The 19,343-nt window shown below is 67.9% G+C and carries 18 protein-coding genes and 1 tRNA gene; 12 read left to right on the forward strand and 7 right to left on the reverse strand.

Annotated elements, in window-relative coordinates:
- The first annotated feature begins 5 nt into the window (after positions 1 to 5).
- From LGN10_RS28890 to LGN10_RS28915, 6 genes are all read left to right on the forward strand, one after another.
- Positions 6 to 81: transfer RNA gene (locus LGN10_RS28890), tRNA-Phe, on the forward strand.
- 351 nt (positions 82 to 432) lie between these two features.
- Entirely contained in the window at positions 433 to 1,167 is a 735-nt protein-coding gene (gene queC / locus LGN10_RS28895) for a 7-cyano-7-deazaguanine synthase QueC (RefSeq protein ID WP_059573614.1), read from the forward strand.
- Between the two features lie 76 nt (positions 1,168 to 1,243).
- Positions 1,244 to 1,876, forward strand: a complete 633-nt coding sequence (queE, locus tag LGN10_RS28900; protein WP_006482565.1) for a 7-carboxy-7-deazaguanine synthase — start codon at positions 1,244 to 1,246, stop codon at positions 1,874 to 1,876.
- Positions 1,877 to 1,894: 18 nt separating this feature from the next.
- Positions 1,895 to 2,347: a 6-carboxytetrahydropterin synthase QueD gene (queD, locus tag LGN10_RS28905; RefSeq protein ID WP_059573615.1), complete on the forward strand. Its 453-nt coding sequence runs from the start codon at positions 1,895 to 1,897 to the stop codon at positions 2,345 to 2,347.
- A 349-nt stretch (positions 2,348 to 2,696) separates the two neighbouring features.
- Positions 2,697 to 3,482: an HpcH/HpaI aldolase family protein gene (locus LGN10_RS28910; RefSeq protein WP_226225818.1), complete on the forward strand. Its 786-nt coding sequence runs from the start codon at positions 2,697 to 2,699 to the stop codon at positions 3,480 to 3,482.
- Positions 3,479 to 4,228 (forward strand): tetratricopeptide repeat protein, encoded by a 750-nt coding sequence (locus tag LGN10_RS28915; protein ID WP_226225820.1) that lies wholly within the window; start codon positions 3,479 to 3,481, stop codon positions 4,226 to 4,228. Before LGN10_RS28910 ends, LGN10_RS28915 begins: the two co-directional genes overlap by 4 nt.
- Positions 4,229 to 4,313: 85 nt before the next feature.
- Here LGN10_RS28915 and rodA read toward each other — a convergent pair whose 3' ends face one another.
- From rodA to LGN10_RS28940, 5 genes are all read right to left on the reverse strand, one after another.
- Positions 4,314 to 5,462, reverse strand: a complete 1,149-nt coding sequence (gene rodA / locus LGN10_RS28920; RefSeq protein WP_059573618.1) for a rod shape-determining protein RodA — start codon at positions 5,460 to 5,462, stop codon at positions 4,314 to 4,316.
- Between the two features lie 11 nt (positions 5,463 to 5,473).
- Positions 5,474 to 7,744, reverse strand: coding sequence for a penicillin-binding protein 2 (mrdA, locus tag LGN10_RS28925; protein ID WP_060312265.1), 2,271 nt, complete (start codon positions 7,742 to 7,744; stop codon positions 5,474 to 5,476).
- A gap of 101 nt (positions 7,745 to 7,845) precedes the next feature.
- Positions 7,846 to 8,358: a rod shape-determining protein MreD gene (gene mreD / locus LGN10_RS28930; protein WP_006477476.1), complete on the reverse strand. Its 513-nt coding sequence runs from the start codon at positions 8,356 to 8,358 to the stop codon at positions 7,846 to 7,848.
- A complete protein-coding gene (mreC, locus tag LGN10_RS28935; protein WP_226225822.1) occupies positions 8,355 to 9,419 on the reverse strand; it encodes a rod shape-determining protein MreC in 1,065 nt (354 codons plus the stop codon). Before mreC ends, mreD begins: the two co-directional genes overlap by 4 nt.
- Positions 9,420 to 9,557: 138 nt before the next feature.
- Positions 9,558 to 10,601 (reverse strand): rod shape-determining protein, encoded by a 1,044-nt coding sequence (locus tag LGN10_RS28940; RefSeq protein WP_004189550.1) that lies wholly within the window; start codon positions 10,599 to 10,601, stop codon positions 9,558 to 9,560.
- A gap of 366 nt (positions 10,602 to 10,967) precedes the next feature.
- Here LGN10_RS28940 and gatC point away from each other — a divergent pair, with 366 nt between their 5' ends.
- The 5 genes from gatC to LGN10_RS28965 all read left to right on the forward strand — a co-directional run bounded on the left by gatC (position 10,968) and on the right by LGN10_RS28965 (position 16,072).
- A complete protein-coding gene (gene gatC, locus LGN10_RS28945; protein ID WP_059573621.1) occupies positions 10,968 to 11,267 on the forward strand; it encodes an Asp-tRNA(Asn)/Glu-tRNA(Gln) amidotransferase subunit GatC in 300 nt (99 codons plus the stop codon).
- 69 nt (positions 11,268 to 11,336) lie between these two features.
- Positions 11,337 to 12,827 carry an Asp-tRNA(Asn)/Glu-tRNA(Gln) amidotransferase subunit GatA gene (gene gatA / locus LGN10_RS28950; RefSeq protein ID WP_124863336.1) on the forward strand — a complete coding sequence of 497 codons (1,491 nt, stop codon included), beginning with the start codon at positions 11,337 to 11,339 and terminating at the stop codon, positions 12,825 to 12,827.
- A gap of 4 nt (positions 12,828 to 12,831) precedes the next feature.
- Complete coding sequence (gene gatB / locus LGN10_RS28955) at positions 12,832 to 14,307, forward strand: Asp-tRNA(Asn)/Glu-tRNA(Gln) amidotransferase subunit GatB (RefSeq protein ID WP_226225823.1); 1,476 nt, start codon at positions 12,832 to 12,834, stop codon at positions 14,305 to 14,307.
- A 117-nt stretch (positions 14,308 to 14,424) separates the two neighbouring features.
- A complete protein-coding gene (locus tag LGN10_RS28960) occupies positions 14,425 to 15,264 on the forward strand; it encodes a polyphosphate kinase 2 family protein (protein WP_226225825.1) in 840 nt (279 codons plus the stop codon).
- 34 nt (positions 15,265 to 15,298) lie between these two features.
- Complete coding sequence (locus tag LGN10_RS28965; protein ID WP_059573624.1) at positions 15,299 to 16,072, forward strand: exodeoxyribonuclease III; 774 nt, start codon at positions 15,299 to 15,301, stop codon at positions 16,070 to 16,072.
- A gap of 106 nt (positions 16,073 to 16,178) precedes the next feature.
- On the opposite strand, the gene LGN10_RS28970 is transcribed toward LGN10_RS28965, so the two are convergent.
- Positions 16,179 to 17,231, reverse strand: coding sequence for an NAD(P)-dependent alcohol dehydrogenase (locus LGN10_RS28970; protein WP_059573625.1), 1,053 nt, complete (start codon positions 17,229 to 17,231; stop codon positions 16,179 to 16,181).
- Positions 17,232 to 17,458: 227 nt separating this feature from the next.
- Between LGN10_RS28970 and LGN10_RS28975 the strand changes: the two genes are divergently transcribed.
- Positions 17,459 to 18,403: an AraC family transcriptional regulator gene (locus tag LGN10_RS28975; RefSeq protein WP_059573626.1), complete on the forward strand. Its 945-nt coding sequence runs from the start codon at positions 17,459 to 17,461 to the stop codon at positions 18,401 to 18,403.
- A 3-nt stretch (positions 18,404 to 18,406) separates the two neighbouring features.
- On the opposite strand, the gene LGN10_RS28980 is transcribed toward LGN10_RS28975, so the two are convergent.
- A partial coding sequence (locus LGN10_RS28980; RefSeq protein ID WP_226225827.1) for a M48 family metallopeptidase occupies positions 18,407 to 19,343 on the reverse strand: 937 nt, incomplete at its 5' end.

The following is a 19,343-nucleotide window of genomic DNA, read 5'->3' on the forward strand; positions in this document are numbered from 1 at the left end:
TCGTTGGCCCGGTAGCTCAGTTGGTAGAGCAGCGGATTGAAAATCCGCGTGTCGATGGTTCGATTCCGTCCCAGGCCACCAGCATTCAAAACCCCAAGAATCGGAAGGTTCTTGGGGTTTTTCGTTTGTGGTGGGTATCGCGTGTCGTGGGCCGCGGGCCCGGCAGCATTCGCCGGGGCATGATAAAATCCGTGCCCGCTCAATGACTTAGCGCATCGCTTCATGCGCATGGCCGGCCGCCCGCGGCGCGCCTGCCGTGGCGCGCGGCAACGATGCCGCGCGATGAGCGGTATAAGCGCGCCGCCGCATTCTCGGCCGACCGCGCTGCCTATACTGGTCGAGCCGGCGCAGGCCGGCCGTGTCGGGCCGCCCGGCGGCAGCCGGCCTCGGGGCGCAGCGCGACGCGAGCCTTCACATTCACGGAGTATCACGGTGATTCGGACAGACGCTAAAGACGGCGCGCTCGTGTTGTTTTCCGGCGGGCAGGATTCCGCCACGTGCGTGGCATGGGCCCTCGAACGCTACCAGACGGTCGAGACGCTCGGCTTCGATTACGGCCAGCGTCATCGCGTCGAGCTCGAGTGTCGCGAAGGCGTGCGCGAAGCGTTGAAGCGCAAGTTTCCGGCGTGGTCGGACCGGCTCGGCGACGATCACATGATCGACCTGTCGGTGCTCGGCGCGATCAGCGATACCGCGATGACGCGCACGATCGAGATCGAGACGGCGGCGAACGGCCTGCCGAATACGTTCGTGCCGGGCCGCAACCTGATGTTCATGACGATCGCCGCGGCGATCGCCTATCGCCGCGGGCTGCGCGTGCTGGTCGGCGGGATGTGCGAGACCGATTTCTCGGGCTATCCGGACTGCCGCGACGACACGATGAAGGCGCTGCAGGTCGCGCTGAACCTCGGCATGGATACGCGCATCGTGCTCGAGACGCCGCTGATGTGGCTCGACAAGGCGCAGACGTGGCAACTCGCCGAACAGCTCGGCGGCGACGCGCTCGTCGAACTGATCCGCGTCGAGACGCACACGTGCTACGTGGGCGAGCGCGCGGAGCTGCACGACTGGGGCTTCGGCTGCGGCGAATGCCCGGCCTGCAAGCTGCGCAAGCGCGGCTACGAAGCCTACCTGAAGGGCGAGCGGGTGACCGAAGCGCCGCTGTGACGCGGCTCGCGCGGGCAGCGCTTGATGGACAACGGATTCTGATCGACAACGAGCGGCGCGAGCCGGACGAAGCACGATGACTTACGCGGTCAAGGAAATTTTCTACACGTTGCAGGGCGAGGGCGCGAACGCGGGCCGGCCGGCCGTGTTCTGCCGGTTCGCCGGCTGCAATCTGTGGTCGGGCCGCGAAGAGGACCGTGCGGAGGCCGTGTGCCGCTTCTGCGATACCGACTTCGTCGGCACCGACGGCGAGAACGGCGGCAAGTTCAAGGACGCCGCCGCGCTCGTCGCGACGATCGCGGGCCTGTGGCCGGAAGGCGAAGCGCACCGCTTCGTCGTCTGCACGGGCGGCGAGCCGATGCTGCAGCTCGACCAGCCGCTCGTCGACGCGCTGCATGCGGCCGGCTTCGAGATCGCGATCGAGACCAACGGCTCGCTGCCGGTGCTCGAATCGATCGACTGGATCTGCGTGAGCCCGAAGGCCGATGCGCCGCTCGTCGTCACGAAAGGCAACGAACTGAAGGTCGTCGTGCCGCAGGACAACCAGCGGCTCGCCGACTACGCGAAGCTCGACTTCGAGTATTTTCTCGTGCAGCCGATGGACGGCCCGTCGCGCGACCTCAACACGAAGCTCGCGATCGACTGGTGCAAGCGTCATCCGCAGTGGCGGCTGTCGATGCAGACCCACAAATATCTGAACATTCCCTGAGCCACGGCTTTTGACATCGTGCTGATTACCCGAAAACTCGAATTCGACGCGGGCCACCGCATCCCCGATCACCGCAGCCAGTGCAGGAACCTGCACGGCCATCGCTACGTGCTCGAAATCACGCTGCGCGGCGATCTCGTCGATACGGAAGGGGCGCCCGACCGCGGCATGGTGATGGATTTCGCCGACGTGAAGGCGCTCGCGATGGAGCACCTCGTCAGCAAGTGGGACCACGCGTTCCTGGTCTATGCGCGCGACGAGGTCGTGCGCTCGTTCCTCGAGCAGATGGCCGACCACAAGACTGTCGTGATCGACCGGATCCCGACCGTCGAGAATCTCGCGGCGATCGCGTTCGACATCCTCGCGAACGTGTACGACGCGCACTACGGCGTGAACCTGCGCCTCGAGCGCGTGCGGCTGTACGAAACGCCGAACTGCTGGGCCGACGTCGAGCGCCAGCCCGGCCGCTGATCCTGCCTGCCCCGGCAGCCCCGCCGTGCGGCGCGGGCTGCCCGTCGATGCGCTTTCGCGCGCCCACGCCCCCGCGGTCTCGCCGCCGCCAGTCCCGCGCCGGTACGGCTTCCCCCGTCAGTTCCCGCATCGAGCACCCCGCCGCGCTATGATCGTCGTGCGGCGCCGAAAAACGCTCGCGTGACCCATTGCGCGGCCCGCGCTGTCAGATCGGCCGTCCCGGGCCGACTCACGTTCTCCGGCGCGCGATCCGCCGCCGCCGCCGGGCTTCGCTTGCCCGGCGGCGGGCGTTTCGCTTCGCCTGTTGCTTGTCCCGTTCGATTGCCGTTCCGCTCCGGAGGCCGTATCGATGAGCACGCTCACCAATTCCCTCAAACAACGCCTGCGCGACGGTGACGAGCCGCTGTACGGCCTGTGGCTGTCGCTCGGCTGCGACTCGGCCGCGGAAGCGCTCGCGCACGCCGGTTACGACTGGCTCTGCATCGACATGGAGCATGCGCCGAACGACAGTCGCGACGTGGCGTCGCAACTGCGCGCGATCGCCGCCGCGCACCTGCCGAGCGAGCCGGTCGTGCGCGTGCCGGCGCGCGAGCCGTGGCTCGTGAAGCGCGCGCTCGACGCCGGCGCGCGCACGCTGATGTTCCCGTGTATCGAGACGCCCGACGACGCCGCGCACGCGGTGCGGCTCACGCGCTTCCCGTCTCCCGAAACGCCCGACGGGCTGCGCGGCGTCGCGGGCATGGTGCGCGCGGCGGCGTTCGGCATGCGCCGCGACTACCTGCAGACGGCGAATGCGCAAGTCGCGGTGGTCGTGCAGGTCGAATCGGCGCGCGGCGTCGACGAAGTCGAGCGGATCGCGGCGACGCCGGGCGTCGATTGCGTGTTCGTCGGTCCGGCCGACCTCGCGGCGAGCCTCGGGCATCTCGGCGATATCCGCCATCCGGACGTCGAAACCGCGATGGCGCGCGTGCTCGCGGCCGGCAAGCAGGCGGGCGTCGCGGTCGGCATCTTCGCGGGCGATACGGCGGCCGCGCGCCAGTACCGCGAGGCCGGCTACCGGATGATCACGGTGTCGGCCGACGTGAGCTGGCTGTTGCGCGCGGCGCGACAGGCGTTGCAGGAGGTACGGTCATGAACGGCGCAGACGGCGCGTGCCGCAGGCGCGCGCGGATCGGGGCGATGGTCGGCCTGTGGGCCGTGTGGGCGGCGGCGGCCGCCGCGCAGGGGGCGCCGCAAGCGAAGCCCGATCCGTCGCACGAGACGCAATCGGCGGTCGCCGACTACAACGCGGGCGACTATCGCGCGGCGCTGGTGCAGTTCCACGATGCGGCCGAGCGCGGCGATCGCCTCGCGCAGTTCAATTACGCGATGATGCTGCTGACGGGCGAAGGCGTGACGGCGAACGTCGGCGAAGGGCTGCGCTGGCTGAAGCGCGCGGCGGAAGCGAACATGTCGCATGCGCAGTACGTGTACGGCCGGATGTTCGACGACGGCGAGTTCGTCGCGCGCAATCCGGCCGAAGCGCACCGCTGGTTCCTGCGGGCCGCGAAGCAGGGGCACGTGCAGGCCGCGCTGTCGCTCGCGAACCAGTTTCTCGACGGGCGCGGCACGCCGCGCGACAACCGGCAGGCGTTCACGTGGTACAAGCAGGCCGCCGACGCCGGCGAGCCCACCGCGCAGTACGTGACCGCATCGTTCTACGAGCACGGCGGCGACGGCGTCACGCAGAACCTGAACATCGCGCGGGCGTATTACGCGGCGGCCGCCGCGCAGGGCGACGAGACGGCCGGCCTGAAATTCAAGGAGCTGAGCGCGCGGCTGAAGGCGCCGGCATCGGGCGCCGGCGCGGGGCAAGACAAGCCGCGCGCGCCGCCGCAGTAAGCGGCCGCATTCGGCGGGCCCGATGCAAAACGGCGCGTCGCGGCGCCGTTTGCGTGTGCTGCGCGGTGCAGTGCCGGCCGCGCGATCAGCTCTTCATCAGCCGCCGCTGCCGGCCGACGCTCATGATCATCCCGATCGCGATGCCGAGCGTCGTGAGCGCGGTGCCGCCGTAACTCATGAACGGCAGCGGCACGCCGACGACCGGCAGCACGCCGCTCACCATCCCGATGTTGACGAACGCGTAGACGAAGAACGCGAGCGTGAGCGAGCCCGCGAGCAGCCGGCCGAACTGTGTCGCGCCCTGCGCGGCGATGTAGAGGCCGCGCGCGATCAGCGCCATGTACAGCGCCAGCAGCACGAGCCCGCCGGCGAGCCCCCATTCCTCCGAGAACACCGCGAAGATGAAGTCGGTATGCTTCTCGGGGATGAATTCGAGGTGGGCCTGCGTGCCTTTCAGGTAGCCCTTGCCGAGCACGCCGCCCGAGCCGATCGCGATCACCGCCTGGATCGTGTGGAAGCCCTTGCCGAGCGGGTCGGACGTCGGGTCGAGCAGCGTGCACACCCGGTGCTTCTGATAGTCGTGCATCAGCGGCCACTGCACTTCGGGCTGGCAGATGCGTTCCTCGAACACGGCGATCGAGCCGACCGCGATCACGCCCGCGACGAGCACCGGCACGATCAGCTTGAACGACAGGCCGGCCAGATAGATCACGAAGAAGCCGGCCGCGAACACGAGCAGGCCGGTGCCGAGGTCGGGCTGCTTCGCGATCAGCCCGACCGGCACCATCAGGATCCCGAACGCCGCGACGAAGTCGTACCAGCGCAGCCCGCCTTCGCGGCGCTGGTAGTACCACGCGAGCATCAGCGGTGTCGCGATCTTGAGGATTTCCGACGGCTGGATCACGACGCCGACGTTCAGCCAGCGCTTCGCGCCCTTCTTGGTCATCCCGAACAGCGCGACGGCGATCAGCAGCGTGACCCCGAACGTGTAGAGCGGGACCGCGAAGCGCATCAGCGTGGTCGGCGGGATGTTCGCGATCACCCACATCAGCACGAAGGTCAGCAGGATGTTGCGCAACTGGTCCTCGACGCGGCCCGGCACGTCGATCGACGCGCTGTACAGCGTGACGATGCCGACGCACAGCAGCAGGAACACGATGAGGGCGAGCGGGCGGTCGAAGCCCGCGAACATCTGCTTGATCTTGTCGAGCCAGGCGCGCTTGTCGAATTGCATGCCTTTCTCCGTTAATGAGCAGTGCCGGCGTCCGCCGCTTTCGCGGGGGCCGTCGCACGATGGTTGTCGTCCCGCGGCGCGGCGACGGCAGGCTGCGCGTCGCTGGCGGGCCGGCGCGGGCGGTGCGGGCGCCGGATCGGCGGCAGGCTCGCGGCCATCGGCGCCGCGGCGCTCGCGTCGGCCGGCGCCGTGGCGCTGGCGCCTGCCGCGCCCGAGGCGCCTGAGGCCGCGTCGGCCGCGCTGGCTGCCGACGGCACGACCGGCTGCGGCAGCGCGGTGAAGCCGGCCGCGATCGTGGCCGGCTTCGATGTGTCGCCGACCACGGGCGCGCTCACCGGCTCGGTGGCCGACGCCGCGGCGGCCACGGCCGCGGCTTCGTTCTTCGGGTTCTGGCGCTCGACCAGGTAGTAGTCGAGCACGCGACGCGCGACCGGGCCGGCGGCCTGGGCGCCCCAGCCGCCGTTTTCGACGACCAGCGCGACGGCGATCTGCGGGTGGTCGACCGGCGCATACGCGATGAACAGCGCGTGGTCGCGCAGGTGCTCGGCGAGCAGGTGGCCCTTGTAGTTCGAGCCCTGCAGCGAAAACACCTGCGCGGTGCCGGTCTTGCCGGCGGCGAGGTACTGCGCGCCGCGGAACACCTTGTACGCGGTACCGGACGGGTTCTCGATCACGTTCTCCATCCCGCGTTTCACGACGTCGATGTCGGCCGCCTTCAGCGGGATCACGTCGCTTTCTTTCGGCACCGTCAGGTGGCGGGCACGCGTGATCGGATCCTCGACTTCCTTCACGAGGTGGGGCTTCATCACGACGCCGTTGTTCGCGAGCGTCGCGGTCGCGTGCGCGAGCTGCAGGATCGTGAACGAGTTGTAGCCCTGGCCGATCCCGAGGCTGATCGTCTCGCCGTCGAACCACTTCTGCTGCGCCGGCTTCTTGAACGCCTTCTTCTTCCAGTCGGTCGACGGCAGGATCCCGCGCGCCTCGCCCTGGATGTCGATGCCGGTGATCTGGCCGAAGCCGAACGGCTTCATGAAGTTCGCGATCGCGTTCACGCCGAGGTCGCGCGCGAGCATGTAGAAGTAGGTGTCGTTCGACACCATGATCGCCTTGTTCATGTCGACCCAGCCCTGGCCCGAGCGCACGTCGTTGCGGAACGTGTGGCCGCCGAACGTGAAGTAGCCCGGGTCCTGGAAGCCCCAGCCCGGCGTGCGCTTGCCGAGCGTCAGGCCCGCGAGCGCCATGAACGGCTTGTACGTCGAGCCGGGCGGGTAGGTGCCGTGCAGCGGGCGGTTCAGGAGCGGCTTGTCGGGCGAGTTGTTCAGCTCGTCCCAGGTCTGCTGGTCGATGCCGTCGACGAACGAGTTCGGGTCGAAGCTCGGCGACGACACGAACGCGAGCACGTCGCCCGTCTTCGGCTCGATCGCGACGAGCGCGCCGCGCTTGCCGGCGAACGCCTGCTCGGCGACCTGCTGCAGCCCGATGTCCAGCGACAGCACGAGATTGTTGCCGGGCGTCGCCTGCGTGCGCGACAGCGTGCGCACCGGCCGGCCGCCGGCCGTCACCTCGACTTCCTCGAAGCCCGTGAGCCCGTGCAGCTCGGTTTCGTAGCTCTGCTCGACGCCGATCTTGCCGATGTAGTCGGTGCCCTTGTAGTTGTTCGCGTCGCGACGCGGATCGTAGTGTTCCTGGTCGCTGTCGTTGTCGTCGCTCATCGCGTCGATGCGATCCTGGTCGCGCTTCGAGATCCGGCCGATATAACCGATCACGTGCGCGGCCGTCATGCCGAGCGGGTACTGGCGGAACAGCCGCGCGCGCACGTCGACGCCGGGGAAGCGGAAACGCTGCGCGGTGAAGCGCGCGACTTCGGCGTCGGTGAGCCGCGTGCGGATCGGCAGGCTCTCGAAGTTCTTCGAGTCTTCCTGCAGCTTCTTGAAGCGGCGGCGGTCGCGGGCGTCGATCGGGACGATCTCCGACAGCTTGTCGATCGTGTTGTCGAGCGTGTCGTCGAGCTTCGACGGCGTGATCTCGAGCGTGTACGCCGAGTAGTTCTTCGCGAGGATCACGCCGTTGCGGTCGGTGATGATCCCGCGGTTCGGCACGATCGGCGCGACCGAGATGCGGTTTTCCTCGGCCTGCAGCGCGTATTTGCCGTGCTGCATCAACTGCAGATAGAAGAAACGGCTCGCGAGCAGCCCGAAGCAGACGAACACGAACACGCCCGCCGCCGCGACGCGCAGGCGGAACCTCGAGAGCTGCTGTTGGGTGTCGTTGAATTCGGTCATTTACTGGCAATCTGGCCCGCGCGCGGGCGAGGGCGAGGTGCCGCCCCGGAGCGCGGCGCGCGGCGGGCGTGGGGGCGGCGGGTATTCAAGGTCGGTCCGGCTCAGATCGGGCGCGTATCGTCCGGGTCGACCGGGCGGCGTTGCGGCATCAGCAGCAGATGGCTCGCGATCGGCCACAGCGCGGCTTCGACGAAACCGTCGACGAGGTAGCGCCAACCGGGGAACGCGGCGCCCATCAGCAGGCGGATCACGAACGGCACGAGCTGCGCGGCGACGAGCAGCGGCGTGACGTACAGCACCTGCACGCCGATCGGCATCCACAGCACGCGGCGGTGGATCGTGATCGCGCCGTACGACAGCAGCGTATAGGCGAGCGCATGCTCGCCGAGCAGCCCCGCGTCGTGCACGTCCATCAGGATGCCGAGCGCGAACGCGACGCCCATCCCGACCTTGCGCGGCTGGTGGATGTTCCAGAACAGCAGCACCAGCGCGACGAAGTCGGGCACGCCGGGCAGGCGGCCCCACGGCATCAGGTTCAGCAGGAACGCGGCGGCGAGGCTGAAGACGATGAAGTACGGATTGACCGGCTGCAGGATGTATTGCGGGCGGTTCATCGCTGGGCTCCAGATTGCCCGGCGGCGGGCTTCGCGGGCGCGGCGGCGGGCTGGGCCGGCGCCGGCGCCGGCTTCGCGCCGGGCTGGGCCGCGGCGGCCGGCTTCGCGTTCGCGTCGGCCTTGTCGGTTTTCTCGGCCTTCTCGCCCTTTGCGGCGGCTTTCGCGCCCTTCTTGCCCTTCGCGTTCTTCTCGGCGGCGGGATCGGGCTCGGCCGGGCGCGGCGGGATGTCGTTCCGGTAATGCAGCACGAGCATCTGGCGCGCGCCGCGCACGGCCGCGACCGGTGCGCAGGTCACGCGCGCGAACGCGGTATCGGCGAGCTTGTCGACGCGCACGACCTTCGCGACCGGCAGGCCGGGCGGATAGACGCCGTCGAGGCCGCTCGTGACGAGCTCGTCGCCGGCGACGAGATCCGCGCTCGTCGGCACGAAGCGCAGGTCGAGAGAATCGCCCTTCGGCGTGCCATAGATCACGCTGCGCAGGCCGGTGCGCAGCACCTGCACGGGAATCGCGAGATCGCGGTCGGTGACCAGCGTGACTTCGGATTGCAGCGGGAACACGCGCGTGACCTGGCCGACCACGCCGTCCTCGCTGACGACGGGCGAGCCGTCCTGGATGCCTTGCTGCGAGCCTTGGCCGATCACGATCTTCTGCGTGAACGGGTCGCTCGTGTCGTACTGGATCTCGACCGGCGTCGATTGCGTCGCGATGTGCTGGCGCAGCTCGAGCACCGCGCGCAGATGCATGTTCTCCTGCGCAAGCACCGCGGCCTGGTTGGCCTGAGTGGACAGTTGCAGGTTGCGCTTGCGGAGGTCGTCGTTCTCGTGGCGCAGCGACGCGCCGGTGACGGCGATGTCGGCCGCGCCCATGAACAGGTCGCGCGGCACGAGCGCCGCGCGTTGCAGCGGGTACAGCACGGTGCCGAGCACGCCGCGCACGATTTCGAGCGTGCTGAAGCGCGCGTCCGACACGAGGAGCGCGATGGCGAGGGCGACGAAGAAGATGAGCCGCGCGAGCGCGGGCGGACCTTGCTTGAAGAGGGGCGGCGGACTGTATTCCATGGTCGGCGCCGGGCGCGTGTGATCGGTTAAATAATGCTCAGACGCGCAAACGGCGCGGCGGTTCGTTCTGAACGAGCGATCCGGCCACGCCGCGGGTGCGTCATATCAAACGGGACTGCCTAGGCGATCACTGGGCGATCACTCGTACGAGAAGATGCTGCCCAGCTTGTCCATGCGCTCGAGCGCCATGCCCGAACCGCGCACGACGCAGGTCAGCGGATCTTCCGCGACGAGCACCGGCAGGCCGGTTTCTTCCGCGAGCAGGCGATCGAGGTCGCGCAGCAGCGCGCCGCCGCCCGTCAGCATCATCCCGCGTTCGGCGATGTCGGCGCCGAGTTCCGGCGGCGTCTGTTCGAGCGCGATCTTCACCGACGACACGATCTGGTTCAGCGGATCGGTCAGCGCTTCGAGGATTTCGTTGCTGGAGATCGTGAAGCTGCGCGGGATGCCTTCCGACAGGTTGCGGCCCTTCACTTCCATTTCCTTGACTTCGGAGCCCGGGAACGCGGAGCCGATTTCCTTCTTGATCGCCTCGGCGGTCTGCTCGCCGATCAGCATCCCGTAGTTGCGGCGGATGTAGTTGACGATCGCCTCGTCGAACTTGTCGCCGCCGACGCGCACCGAGCCCTTGTAGACGATGCCGCCGAGCGAGATCACGCCGACTTCGGTCGTGCCGCCGCCGATGTCGACGACCATCGAGCCGGTGGCTTCCGATACCGGCAGGCCCGCGCCGATCGCGGCCGCCATCGGCTCCTCGATCAGGTAGACCTGCGAGGCGCCGGCGCCGTGCGCGGCTTCCTTGATCGCGCGGCGCTCGACCTGGGTCGAGCCGCACGGCACGCAGATGATGATGCGCGGCGACGGCGAGAACATGCGCGACTCGTGCGCCGTCTTGATGAACTGCTTGATCATCTGCTCGGTGACGGTGAAGTCGGCGATCACGCCGTCCTTCATCGGGCGGATCGCCTCGATGTTGCCCGGCACCTTGCCGAGCATCTGCTTGGCTTCCTTGCCGACCGCCTGGATCGTCTTCTTGCCGTTGGGGCCGCCTTCCTGGCGGATCGACACGACGGACGGCTCATCGAGCACGATGCCCTTGCCGCGCATGTAGATCAGGGTGTTTGCGGTGCCGAGGTCGATCGCGAGATCGTTGGAGAAGTAGCTGCGCAAAAAACCGAACATTCAGAATCCTGTTTCGCTCTGGGCCGGCCCTGCATAGCGAGCGCTGAGGGCGGCAGCGGAAAAAATAACAGCCTCGGGAAGCGTGGCGGAAGCGGCCGCCGCGGCGCACGAAGCTGCGAGTGATGTCTACCGGGGATCGCACGAAGCACGCACGGCTTGCCGAAACAGGGCGAAACGGTGCGGGAAAAGGCTGCCGGGTTTGGGTCGAACGCGTAATGATACCTTATAATTTCACGGTATTTGAATCGAAACGGGCGGTATTTTTGCCGCTTCGGCCCCGATTTTTGAGGGTGGGATCGCACCCTCCAACCCCCCGCCGCAGTGCTGCTTCGATGCACTGCGCAGCCTTGTTTTTCCGGTGATCGCATGGCCCTGACCCTGACCGATGTGAAACGCATCGCGCACCTGGCGCGACTCGAAATGGCCGACGCCGACGCCGAGCACATGCTCGGCCAGCTCAACGAATTCTTCGGCCTCGTCGAGCAGATGCAGGCGGTCGACACCGCCGGCATCGCGCCGCTCGCCCACCCGATCGAACAGATCCAGGCAGTCGCGCAGCGCCTGCGCGACGACGCCGTGACGGAGCTCGTCAATCGCGACGACAACCAGCGTCCGGCGCCGGCCGTCCAGGACGGCCTCTATCTCGTGCCGAAGGTGATCGAGTAAGCATTCGATGACAAGCGCGCCGGCCGTCCAGCGCCGCGCGCGACCCAGAATTCCCAGGAAAACCACTCAATGCACGCAAAAAGCCTGACCGAACTGCGCGCCGCGCTCGCCGCCAAGGAATGCTCGGCCGTCGAGCTCGCGCAGCACTATCTGAAACGGATCGACGCCGCGCGCGATCTGAACGCGTTCGTCCACGTCGACGCCGACCTCACCCTCGCGCAGGCGAAAGCCGCCGACGCGGAGCTCGCGCGCGGCGCGGGCGGCGCGCTCACCGGCCTGCCGATCGCGCACAAGGACGTGTTCGTCACGCGCGGCTGGCGCTCGACCGCCGGCTCGAAAATGCTCGCGAATTACGAAAGCCCGTTCGACGCGACCGTGGTCGCCCGCCTGCAGGCGGCCGGCATGGTCACGCTCGGCAAGACCAACATGGACGAGTTCGCGATGGGCTCGTCGAACGAGAACTCGGCGTTCGGCGCGGTGAAGAACCCGTGGGACACGGACGCGGTGCCGGGCGGCAGCTCGGGCGGCAGCTCGGCCGCCGTCGCCGCGCGCCTCGCGCCGGCCGCGACCGGCACCGACACCGGCGGCTCGATCCGCCAGCCCGCGTCGTTCGCGGGCGTGACGGGCATCAAGCCGACCTACGGCCGCGTGTCGCGCTACGGGATGATCGCGTTCGCGTCGTCGCTCGACCAGGGCGGCCCGATGGCGCAGAGCGCGTCCGACTGCGCGCTGCTGCTGAACGCGATGGCCGGCTTCGACGAGCGCGACTCGACGAGCCTCGAGCGCGACGAGGAAGATTTCACGCGTCACCTCGGCCAGCCGTGGGCGGCCGGCAACGACGCGGGCAAGCCGCTCGCCGGCCTGCGCATCGGCCTGCCGAACGAGTATTTCGGCGCCGGCCTCGCCGACGACGTGCGCGCGACGATCGATGCGGCGCTCAAGCAATATGAAGCGCTCGGCGCCACGCTCGTGCCGGTGTCGCTGCCGAAGACGGAACTGTCGATCCCCGTGTACTACGTGATCGCCCCGGCCGAGGCCTCGTCGAACCTGTCGCGTTTCGACGGCGTGCGCTTCGGCCACCGCGCCGCGCAGTACGGCGACCTGCTCGACATGTACAAGAAGTCGCGCGCCGAAGGCTTCGGGCCGGAAGTGAAGCGCCGGATTCTCGTCGGCACGTACGTGCTGTCGCACGGCTACTACGACGCGTACTACCTGCAGGCGCAGAAGATCCGCCGCATCATCGCGAACGATTTCCAGGAAGCGTTCAAGTCCTGCGACGTGATCATGGGCCCGGCGTCGCCGACGGTCGCATGGGATCTCGGCGCGAAGGGCGACGATCCGGTGCAGATGTATCTCGCGGATATCTACACGCTGTCGGTGAGCCTCGCGGGCCTGCCCGGCATGAGCGTGCCGTGCGGCTTCGGCGCGGGCGCGAACGCGAAGCGCCCGGTCGGCCTGCAGATCATCGGCAACTATTTCAACGAAGCCCGGATGCTGCAGGTCGCGGACGCGTTCCAGCGCGCGACCGACTGGCACAAGCAAGTTCCGGCGGGGGTGTAAGCATATGGCTACTCAGTGGGAAGTCGTCATCGGTCTCGAGACGCACGCGCAACTGTCGACCGTCTCGAAGATTTTCTCGGGCGCATCCACGCAGTTCGGCGCCGAGCCGAACACGCAGGCGTGCCCGGTCGACCTGGCGCTGCCGGGCGTGCTGCCGGTGCTGAACCGCGGCGCGGTCGAGCGCGCGATCCGCTTCGGCCTCGCGATCGGCTCGACCATCGCGCCGCGCAGCATCTTCGCGCGCAAGAATTATTTCTACCCCGATCTGCCGAAGGGCTATCAGATCAGCCAGTACGAGATTCCGGTCGTGCAGGGCGGCCGGATCACGATCCAGGTGCCCGCCAACGAAAAGGCCGGCAAGCCCGCGTACGAGAAGACGGTCAACCTGACCCGCGCGCACCTCGAGGAAGACGCGGGCAAGTCGCTGCATGAAGACTTCGCCGGGATGACCGGGATCGACCTGAACCGCGCGGGCACGCCGCTGCTCGAGATCGTCACCGAGCCGGAAATGCGCAGCGCGGCCGAGGCCGTCGCGTACGCGAAGGCGCTGCACGCGCTCGTCGTGTGGCTCGGCATCTGCGACGGCAACATGCAGGAAGGCTCGTTCCGCTGCGATGCGAACGTGTCGGTGCGCCCGGTCGGCCAGGAGAAGTTCGGCACGCGCGCGGAAATCAAGAACCTGAACTCGTTCCGTTTCCTCGAGGAAGCGATCAATTACGAAGTGCGCCGTCAGATCGAGCTGATCGAGGACGGCGGCGAAGTCGTGCAGGAAACGCGCCTGTACGATCCGGACAAGCGCGAGACGCGTTCGATGCGCAGCAAGGAAGACGCGCACGATTACCGCTACTTCCCCGATCCCGACCTGATGCCGCTCGTGATCGGCCAGGACTGGATCGAGCGCGTGCAGTCCGGCATGCCCGAGCTGCCGGCCGCGATGCAGCAGCGCTTCGTCGACGAATACGGCGTGTCCGCGTACGACGCGGGCGTGCTGACGTCGAGCAAGGCGATGGCCGCGTACTTCGAGGCGGTGGTCGCGAAGGCCGGCGCGGCGAACGCGAAGATCGCCGCGAACTGGCTGATGGGCGACGTGTCGTCGCAGCTGAACCGCGACGGCATCGAGATCGACGCGATTCCGGTGTCGGCCGCGCAGCTCGCGCTGTTGCTGCAGCGCATCGCCGACAGCACGATCTCGAACAAGATCGCGAAGGAAATCTTCGCGACGATCTGGGACGAGAAGGCGACCGACGAAGGCGCGGCCGATCGCATCATCGACGCGAAGGGGCTGAAGCAGATCTCCGACACCGGCGCGCTGGAAGCGATCATCGACGAAGTGCTCGCGGCGAACGCGAAGTCGGTCGAGGAATTCCGCGCGGGCAAGGAAAAGGCGTTCAACGCGCTGATCGGCCAGGCGATGAAGGCGACGAAGGGCAAGGCCAATCCGCAGCAGGTCAACGAACTGCTGAAGAAGAAGCTCGGCTGAGCATGCGCGCGCGCCTGACCCGCGCTTGACGACGGGCCGCACCGAACGCGTTCGGGCGGCCCGTCGCATTTGGTGGATGCGTTATTGTATGCATCGCACCGCCCAACGGAGGAACGAATGGCGAAACAACCGTCGCTCGACGATTTCCGCGTGCCGTACAGCACGCGCGAGAAGGAAGCCGCCGCATTCACGCTCGACGCGTTCGACCCGGCCGCGAAGCCGTTTTCGTCCGGATCGAAGGAGGCCGACCGCGAACGGCTGTCGGCGGTGTCGACCGAGCTCGACGTGCAGCAGGAGCGCCTGCACACGCAGCAGAAGAAGCGCGTGCTGCTCGTGCTGCAGGGGATGGATACGAGCGGCAAGGACGGCACCGTGCGCGCGGTGTTTCGCGAGGTCGATCCGCTCGGCCTGCGCATCGTGCCGTTCAAGGCGCCGACGCCGATCGAGGCCGCGCACGACTTCCTGTGGCGCGTGCATGCGCAGGTGCCGGCCGCGGGCGAGCTCGCGATCTTCAACCGCAGCCACTACGAGGACGTCCTCGTGCCGCGCGTGCTCGGCGCGATCGGCGACAAGGAGTGCGAGCGCCGCTACTGGCAGATCCGCGATTTCGAGACGATGCTGTTCGAGAACGGCACGACCATCGTCAAGTGCTTCCTGCACATCTCGAAGGACGAGCAGCGCGAGCGGCTGCAGGCGCGCATCGACGATCCGACCAAGCACTGGAAATTCGACATCGCCGACCTCGACGCGCGCAAGCACTGGGACGCCTACCAGTCCGCGTACCGCGACGCGCTCGCCGCGACGTCGGCCGAGCATGCGCCGTGGTACGTGATCCCGGCGAACTCGAAGACGCACCGCAACGTGATGATCGCCGAGTTGCTGCTGCGCACGATGACCGACATGAAGCTGGAATTCCCGCCGCCGAAGCCCGAGCTCGAAGGCGTGAAGATCCGTTAACCCTGTAAAAACATCGAACTGAACGGAACCCGACATGATGCGAGTGATTACCGCCAACCTGAACGGCATCCGCTCCGCCGCGAAGAAGGGCTTCTTCGACTGGCTCGGCGAACAGAACGCCGATTGCGTATGCGTGCAGGAAATCAAGGTATCGGCCGACGACCTGCCGGCCGAATTCGTCGAGCCGCACGGCTTCAAGAGCTATTTCCACCACGCGGAGAAGAAGGGCTACAGCGGCGCCGGCGTGTACAGCCGCCGCGAGCCCGACGACGTGATCATCGGCTTCGGCAGCAGCGAATTCGATCCGGAAGGGCGCTACGTCGAGGCGCGCTACGGCAAGCTGTCGGTCGTGTCGGTGTACGTGCCGTCCGGCTCGAGCGGCGAGGAGCGCCAGCAGGCGAAGTACCGATTCATGGCCGAATTCATGCCGCACCTCGCCGCGCTGAAGAAGAAGCGCGAGGTGATCCTGTGCGGCGACGTGAACATCGTCCACAAGGAAATCGACATCAAGAACTGGAAGAGCAACCAGAAGAACTCGGGCTGCCTGCCGGAAGAGCGCGCGTGGCTCACGAAGCTGTTCGACGACGTCGGCTACGTCGACGTGTTCCGCACGCTCGACCCGCGTCCCGAGCAGTACACGTGGTGGAGCAACCGCGGCCAGGCGTACGCGAAGAACGTCGGGTGGCGGATCGATTACCAGATCGCGACGCCGGGCGTGGCCGGCACCGCGAAACGCACGTCGATCTTCAAGGACATCAAGTTCAGCGACCATGCGCCGCTGACGATCGACTACGACTATACGAAGTGATGGCCGGCGCCGCGCCTGGCGCGCAGCCGCCGAGCCATTCGTCCGGTCGCCGGATGCAAGACGGGCCGCCTGTCCGACAGGCGGCCCGTTTCGTTTGCCGCGGCGCTTACTGCTTGAGCGACGCCATGTCGATCACGAACCGGTATTTCACGTCGCTCTTGAGCATCCGCTCGTAAGCGGCGTTGATCTGCTGCATCGGAATCGTCTCGATGTCGGACGTGATCCCGTGCTCCGCGCAGAAATCGAGCATTTCCTGGGTTTCCGCGATCCCGCCGATCAGCGAACCCGCGAGGCGGCGGCGCTTGAAGATCAGGTTGAACACCTGCGGCGACGGATGGTCGTGCTCCGGCGCGCCGACGAGCGTCATCGTGCCGTCGCGCTTCAGCAGGTTCAGGAACGGATTCAGGTCGTGCTGCGCGGCGACCGTGTTCAGGATGAAGTCGAAGCTGTTCAGGTGCGCGTTCATCTGCGCTTCGTCCTTCGAGATCACCACTTCGTGCGCGCCGAGCCGCTTGCCGTCGTCGATCTTCGACGGCGACGTCGTGAACAGCACGACGTGCGCGCCCATCGCGCGCGCCAGCTTCACGCCCATGTGGCCGAGGCCGCCGAGGCCGACGATGCCGACCTTCTTGCCGGGGCCGACGTTCCACTGCCGCAGCGGCGAGTAGGTCGTGATCCCCGCGCACAAGAGCGGCGCGGCGCCGGCCGGGTCGAGCGTGTCCGGCACGCGCAGCACGAACGCCTCGTCGACGACGAGCTGCGTCGAATAGCCGCCGTACGTGATGTCGCCCGTCACGCGGTCCTGACCGTTGTAGGTGCCGACGAAGCCGTTCTCGCAATATTGCTCGAGGCCTTCTTCGCAGCTTGCGCAGGTGCGGCACGAATCGACGAGGCAGCCGACGCCGACCAGCTCGCCGACCTTGAAGCGCGACACCTGCGGGCCGGTCGCGGTCACGCGCCCGACGATTTCATGGCCCGGTACGACCGGGTAGATCGTGTTGCGCCATTCGTTGCGCGCCTGGTGAAGATCCGAGTGGCAGACGCCGCAGTAGAGGACGTCGATCTGGACGTCGAGGTCGCGCAGCGCGCGACGCTGGAATTCGAACGGGGCGAGCGGCGATTGCGAATCGGTCGCCGCGTAGGCATAGGTCGTGCTCATGCAATGGGCTCCTTGTCCGGAAAACATCCGGCGAAACAGACTGCCGCCGCACCCTGTGGCGATGCGGCGAGACAGGCCCTCATCGTAAGGAGCGCGGCGCCGCGGCGAAATACACGAAGGTCTGGAAGATTTGCCTATTCCTCTCGAATTGGCCGCGAACGGCCGTCAAAATACGTTCAAGGTGCTACATTGCGAGCCAGATTCTCTTGCCGGACAGGACCACGCCGATGAGCTTCCAGCCCCTTTTGGCCGACGCGGGCGAACGCCTGCAGCGCCGCATGATCGAGCTGCACACGCGCCTCGCGCCGAACGAGGGCGACACGCTCGCGGCGCTCGACGGCGTGCGCTTCATCCGTGTGACGCATCCCGTGCCGCGCATGCCGGTGCTGTACGAGCCGAGCATCATCGTCGTGTGCCAGGGGCGCAAGCTCGGCTATCTCGGCGACCGTTCGTTCGTGTACGACGCGCAGCAATACCTGGTGCTGTCAGTGCCGCTGCCGTTCGAATGCGAGACGTTCGCGAGCACGGACGAGCCGTTTCTCGCGATCTCGATCCGTGTCGATCTCGCGGTGATCGCCGAGCTCGCGATCCTGCTCGACGAGACGCTCGGCGCGGCGGTCAGTGAGCCGCTCGGCGTGTACTCGACGCCGCTCGATGCGCCGCTGGCCGATGCCGTCGTGCGGCTGCTCGAAGCGCTCGCGTCGCCGCACGACACGCGCGTGCTCGGGCCGGCGATCATGCGCGAGATCGCGTATCGCGTGCTGACGGGCGAGCAGGGCGACGCGATGCGCGCGGCGCTCGTGCAGCAGCACCATTTCGGCCGCATCGCGAAGGCGCTGCGGCGCATTCACGCGGAGCTGAAGGCCGATCTCGACGTCGAGACGCTCGCACGCGAAGCCGGGATGAGCCTCGCGGTATTCCACGCGCAGTTCAAGCACGTGACGGCGACGTCGCCGATGCAGTACGTGAAGACCGCGCGGCTGCACCAGGCGCGGCTGATGATGGTGCGCGACGGGCTCGGCGCCGGCGCGGCGGCCGCGCGGGTCGGCTACGCGAGCGCATCGCAGTTCAGCCGGGAGTTCAAGCGGCTGTTCGGCCGCAGCCCCGGCGACGAGGTGCGCTGGATGCGTGACAGCGGCGTGCGCCCGGCGATGGCCGACGCGCACGCGTAGCGCTCAGCGCCGCACGACCTTGCGCCGCTGCGCGCTGATGCCCGCGTAGTCGGGCAGCGATTCGACGCGCTTGCCCGTTGCTTTCGCGTACAGCGGCATCAGGTCCGGCAGCCGGTTCAGCAGATCCTGGCGGCGCGCGGCGCCGTACGGATGCGTGTAGATGAAACCCGTCGCCTTGTTCGCGCGCGTCGCGGCCGCGAGCTTGTCCCACAGCGTGATCGCCGCGCGCGGATCGAAGCCCGCGCGGGCGGCGATGTCGCCGCCGATCACGTCGGCTTCGGTCTCGTCGGTCGGATCGTAGTGGAGCGACTGCAGGCGCTCGCCGAGGTTCAGCGCCTGCGGCAGCGGATCGCCGACGCCGAACAGCGGCGGCAGCGCGGCCGCGCGCAGCGACGTCTGCGAGGTCGCACCGAAGTTGCTGCGCGCGTGTTCGCGCAGCGCATGCGCGATGCCGTGCGCGAGCAGCACGCCGAGCTCGTCGTCGTTCAGGCGCACACGCTCGAGCATGCCGCCGTACACGAGCACCTTGCCGCCCGGCAGGCAGGTCAGGCGAATGTCGCGCGAACGGATCGCATTGACGTCCCATGCCCAGCTTTTCACGCGGTCGTTCCACTTCACCGAATACGGCGCGAGCTTCGCGACGATCGCACGCAGGCGCTTCACGCGCGGCTGGTTCGCGGGCAGCAGGCGGTTGCTGTCGGCGGCCGTCTGCACGATCTGCGCGTATTCGTTCGCGGTGAGCTGTTCGAGCAGCGGCGACGGAATCAGCGTGCGGAACGCGATCGCGTTGCCGTAGCGGACCTGCTGCGGCGTCGGCGTATAGGCCTTCGCCGGCACCGCGGCGCCGGTCGGCTGCGCGCCTTCGGCGGCGGACGGCGGGGCGGGCGCGGCAGACGTGGCAGCGGCGGGCGGCGTGGCTTGCGCCGCGGCCGGCGCGGAG

This window comes from Burkholderia sp. AU32262, from assembly GCF_020419985.1.
GTDB lineage: Bacteria > Pseudomonadota > Gammaproteobacteria > Burkholderiales > Burkholderiaceae > Burkholderia > Burkholderia semiarida.